This window comes from uncultured Acetatifactor sp. (assembly GCF_948601915.1).
GTDB lineage: Bacteria > Bacillota > Clostridia > Lachnospirales > Lachnospiraceae > Acetatifactor.
Map to the genome: position 1 here is coordinate 1 of NZ_CAPDXS010000237.1, position 4,323 is coordinate 4,323.

General features: G+C 58.1%; 4 protein-coding genes. All 4 read right to left on the reverse strand.

Features of this window, described 5'->3' with window-relative positions:
* Positions 1-1,136 (reverse strand): hypothetical protein (locus tag Q2B33_RS23365; RefSeq protein ID WP_300817619.1); only part of this gene is annotated, 1,136 nt, incomplete at its 3' end.
* Positions 1,137-1,196: 60 nt separating this feature from the next.
* On the reverse strand, positions 1,197-3,524 hold the full coding sequence (locus Q2B33_RS23370) for an ABC transporter substrate-binding protein (RefSeq protein ID WP_300817620.1): 2,328 nt from the start codon (positions 3,522-3,524) through the stop codon (positions 1,197-1,199).
* 87 nt (positions 3,525-3,611) lie between these two features.
* A complete protein-coding gene (locus Q2B33_RS23375) occupies positions 3,612-3,902 on the reverse strand; it encodes a hypothetical protein (RefSeq protein ID WP_300563982.1) in 291 nt (96 codons plus the stop codon).
* Positions 3,903-3,968: 66 nt separating this feature from the next.
* The coding region (locus Q2B33_RS23380) for a hypothetical protein (protein WP_330691422.1) at positions 3,969-4,323 on the reverse strand (355 nt) is incomplete at its 5' end.

The following is a 4,323-nucleotide window of genomic DNA, read 5'->3' on the forward strand; positions in this document are numbered from 1 at the left end:
AGCAGATGGCTGTTGCCGGCCTGCAGGACGCCCAGGGTGATGACCTCCTTTTCGGCGGCCTGGTCCCTGGGGACTTCCTCCACCACGGCCAGCTCGCCGGCGCCTTCATCCTCCTGGAGGAGCACTGCGATGCGCCCGTCCGCCAGCGTGGAGACGCGCTTAACGGAGTCTGGATCGATGTCGCAGTTCGCCCATTGCAGCAGCAACCTCAGGGTATCTGCTGCCGCGTCATAGAGATAGAGGGCGTTGCTTATGGAAGTCAGGAAACGTTTCTCACCATAGGTCGCCAGATAGTTTCCAAGCACAGTCTTGCCAAGCGGATTCCCGAAAGAGGCGATTGTGGCATCTTGTGAGGATACATCTTGGCTGTCCTCCGGGGAACCTCGCTGGCCGTCTTCCTGGGATGTACTCTGATTCTGGGAGACGCTCCGCCCATCTCCGGATGCCGCCCCGCCATAGACGACCTCCCGTATAATAGCATCATTCTCGGAGTTGTACAGGCGGCAGTATACATGGCCTGCGGCGTCTCCTGCGAGCCAGCTTGGATTCTCTCCCTCGGGAGCTTCCACCGTCCCTACATAGTTGCAGGTTCCATCGAACAGGAGGAGCTTATCTATCCCTTTGAGATATAGCCGCCCCTCCCCGTCCGCTGCCGTCTCATATGGGACAAACTGGCTGGTGAGCGGGGAGACGTTCTGCCTGGCCAGCTCTTTTCCCGCGGCATCGTATTTCACCAGATAGCGGGTGTCGGATTTCGGCGGATTCGGCACACTATAGAAGACATACAGGTTCCCCTGGTGGTCGGCCTGGAGGCGGCGTCTGCAAGCCTCGGTTGTAAAGGGCTCTATGTCCAGCTTCTTGGCCTCCTCACCCGGTGTCCACTGGTAGAATTCACCGTCGAAAGTGACGTAATAGACAGAATCACCGGATACCGTGAAGTCCTCCACGCCGCCCTCGGGGGAGTGGAACTGGGTCTCATAGACATAGGGGGAGTCGATTTCCTCCCCGCCTCCCATGGCGCAGCCGGTCAGTGCCAGTGCCAGAACTAAGGCCGGAAATAAGACTGCCCGCCGAAGCTTTCGCCGGGGAGCGGCATTAGGATTTTTCCTGTCATGGTTTTTCTGTCTGATATGCATAGTTGCCTCCCTTTCACGCCAACATTCCGGCCATACAAACTGATTCAAGGCCTCCAGATCTCAGTTCTGCTCCTCCAGGTAAATAGATACCCGGTTCTGGATGAGGGCCGCCACGTCCGCGGCGCTTTTCTGGCCGCTGAAGTAGCTCGCCGCCTCCTGGGCGACGATGGAGGATATCTGGCCGCCGCCCCGGGCGGTGGTGGAGGAATCCAGCAGGGCGCATATGAGCTCCGTCTCCTCGGGGAGGGGCGTATAGAAGAATACCTGCAACGTTCTTGAGGAGAGTATGTGGTCGGCGTGCCGTTCAGGCTTTCCGTCCTGCATATAGGTTTCTCCGTCCTCCCCTATGCTGTAGGGATTTTCCGTGACCTTTGCGAAATACCGCTCCCTTGTGCCCAGCTCCGTGGGGAAGCCCTTTGTGCCCTTCAGGGCGGAATAGCTTTTGGGAGGATTCTCCCACCCGGTGAGCAGCAGCTCCACAAAGGCCCATGCCTCCTCCTTGTGCTTTGACTTGGCGGAGATGGCGCATGTCCCGCCGCAGTCCTCCAGCAGGCTGCCCGCCCGGCCGTCCACCGTGGGGAAGCCCACATAGGAGATGTCCTCCATCCCCAGGATTTGTGCCAGCAGGGAGATGTCCTCCGGCCGGACCAACTCCACCTCGTGCAGCAGGGCGGTGTTGCTCCGTTCCATCATGTCCAGGACCTCTGCGCCCTCCGTCCCCTTTCTGTCGGAAAAGCGCCCGCAGAATTCCAGCAGACGTATGAATTCATCGGATGTAAAGTCGCAGGTATGCGCCTCCCAGTCCACGAAATGGGACTGGTTGAAGACGAGGCTGTATTCCAATAGCTGTCCGGCATCCGCGGAGAATACGGTGCTGTCAGGGTTGCCGTCTATGAACTCCATCATCTCCTCCAGCGTCCAGCCCGCGGCGTCCCCCAGCTCCCCCAGGCGTTCGGTGCGCCCTGCCAGCGTCCGGATCTGCAGCGCGCCGGGGAGGGCGCAGAGCTTACCGTGGAAGGTGTAGGCTTCTATCACATTGTCCGCCAGCTCCAGGTCCCCGTCCGCCTCCAGATAGGGGGCCAGGTCCTCCAGGAGCCCTTTGGCGGCATAGGTCTCCAGGTCGTCGTATTCCAGAACCAGGAGGTCCGGGCACTGGCCGGAGGAGATGTCCATGTGCAGGGCGGTGCGGGCCTCCTCTGTGGCATCAGGCTGTCCCGAATCCAGGTTGGCATCGTAATATTCTCTGACTTCGATGCGGCAGTCAGGGGAGTTCCTGTTGAACTGGGAGATGCAGCGCGACAGATGGCTGTTGCCGGCCTGCAGGATGCCCAGGGTGATGACCTCCTTTTCGGCGGCCTGGTCCCTGGGGACTTCCGCTACCACGGCCAGCTCGCCGATGCCATCATCCTCCTGGAGGTGCGCCACGATGCGTCCGTCAGCCAGCGTGGCGATGCGCCGCACGAAGTCGGGATTGATGTCGCAGTTCACCCATTGCAGCAGTGCCGTCCGGGTATTTGACGTCAGGTCATTGAGATAGAGGGAATTGTCTACGGAGTTCAGGAAGCGGTTCTCGCCATAGGCCGCCAGACAGTTTCCCGGCACAGCCTCTCCGAGGGGATTCCCAAAGGAGGCGGTTTGGGAATCCTGCGGGGAACCGCCCTGGCTGTCCCCGGAGGCCTCCCCGCCACAGACGACCTCCCGTATGACAGACGTCTCATAAGTTTGGGTGTCGTACAGACTGCAGTATACATGGCCCGCGGTGTCTGCTGCGAGCCAGTTTGGCATCTCTCCCTCGGGAGCCTCCACTGTCCCTATACAGTTACAGGCCCCATCGAACTGGAGGAGCTTATCCATCCCTATGAGATAGAGTCGCCCCTCCCCGTCCACTGCCGTCTCGTAGGGGGTGAACTGGCTGGTGAGCAGGGAGACGTTCTGCTTGGCCAGCTCCTTTCCCGCGGCATCGTATTTCACCAGATAGCGGAAGTCGGGCTTCAGCGGATCCGGCACACTATAGAAGACATACAGGTTCCCCTGGTGGTCCGCCTGTAGGAGACGATAGTCCGCCTGTAGGAGACGATGGTCAGCCTCGATTGTAAAGGGGGCTATGTCCAGCTTTCTGGCCTCCCCGCCCGGCGTCCACTGGTAGAATTCTCCGTCGAAGGTGCTGTAGTAGACAGAATCACCGGATACCGTGAAGCCCTCTACGCCGCCCTCGGGGGAGTGGAACTGGGTCTCGTAGACATAGGGGGAGTCGTTTTCCTCCTCGCCTCCCCTGGCGCAGCCGGTCAGTGTCAGGAAGAGGGCTGGAAATAAGACTGCCAGCCAAAGGCTTTGCCGGGAAGGGGCATTGGGATTTTTCTTGTCATGGCTTTTCTGTCTGATATGCATAGTTGCCTCCCTTTCACGCCAACATTCCGGCCATACAAACGCATGGCCAGAATGCTGTGTAAATTCTGCTGTTTTTGGTAGGATACGTTATTGACGTCTGTACTCCGTGTAACTCTCTGATTTATTGTAACTACAGTTATCGCAGTGACTTTCTACAGTCACGTTATATATCTTATATAAAATCCCGTCAATCCTTTCGGAACCCTTATATACTTCTGTCCGATTTGTAAAAAAAGACCAGCTGTTACATTGATTGCAAAGTGCAACTTTATAATGGGGGCTTATTCCGGGTTCAGCCGCAAATACAGGAAGACAGCTCATAACGCTCAGAGCGCCACCCAGGATAACGGCAAATGCTTTCTTTTTCAATTTGCTCATAATCATCTCTCCTATCTTTCTCTTTCTGTAGTAGGCCGCATGCTTCCTGATTACGGCCTCCAGATCTCAGTTCTGCTCCTCCAGGTAGATGGAAACCCGATTCTGGATGAGGGTCGCTACATCCGTAGCGCTTTTCTGGCCACTGAAGTAGCTCGCCGCCTCCTGGGCGACGATGGAGGATATCTGGCGGCCGCCCCGGGCGGTGGTGGAGGAATCCAGCAGGGTGCATATGAGGTCTATCTCCTCAGGGAGAGGCGTATAGAAGAACACCTGCATCGTTCTTGTGGAGGAGGCGTAGAAGAAGTTCCGCTCAGGCTTTCCGCCCCACGTGTAGATTTCTCCGTCCTCCCCTATGCGGTAGGGGGGTTCCGTGACCTTTGCGAAATACCGCTCCCTTGTGCCCAGCTCCGTGGGGAAGCCC